Here is a 470-nt window from a genome sequence, read left to right on the forward strand (position 1 = left end):
GCTCCCGTACTCCACAAATAAGTAGCGCCTCCCGTAGCGGTTAAGGTTGCACTTGAACCAGCACAGATGCTTTGATCTGCTCCAGCATCAGCAACTACTTCAACTGTATTTGTAACGGTAACTCTAACAGTATCCGTGGCCTCACAACCGTTGGATATTCCTGTAACAGTATATGTCCTGCTTGTCGAAGGACTCACGGTAATGCTCGCTCCAGTGGCTCCGTTACTCCATTTATAAGTCGTAGCTCCAGTGGCGGTTAAAGTGACATTATCACCTGAATTTATCGTAACATTACCTCCAGCTTCCACTGTTGGCGGTGCATTTACTGATACTTTGACCTCATCCGTATCTGAATATTGGCCTGATTCGTCATATGCAGTAACCGAATATGTGGTGGTCGATGATGGGCTCACTGATATACTTTCGGTTGTTGCTCCCGTACTCCACAAATAAGTAGCGCCTCCCGTAGC

At 47.0% G+C, this 470-nt stretch carries 1 pseudogene; it reads right to left on the minus strand.

From position 1 onward, the window contains the following. Window positions 1–470: pseudogene (locus tag H3Z82_RS19455) on the minus strand (hypothetical protein); the annotation flags it as partial.

Origin of the sequence: Gelidibacter maritimus (genome assembly GCF_014062315.1) — a bacterium.
Taxonomy (GTDB): Bacteria; Bacteroidota; Bacteroidia; order Flavobacteriales; family Flavobacteriaceae; genus Gelidibacter; species Gelidibacter maritimus.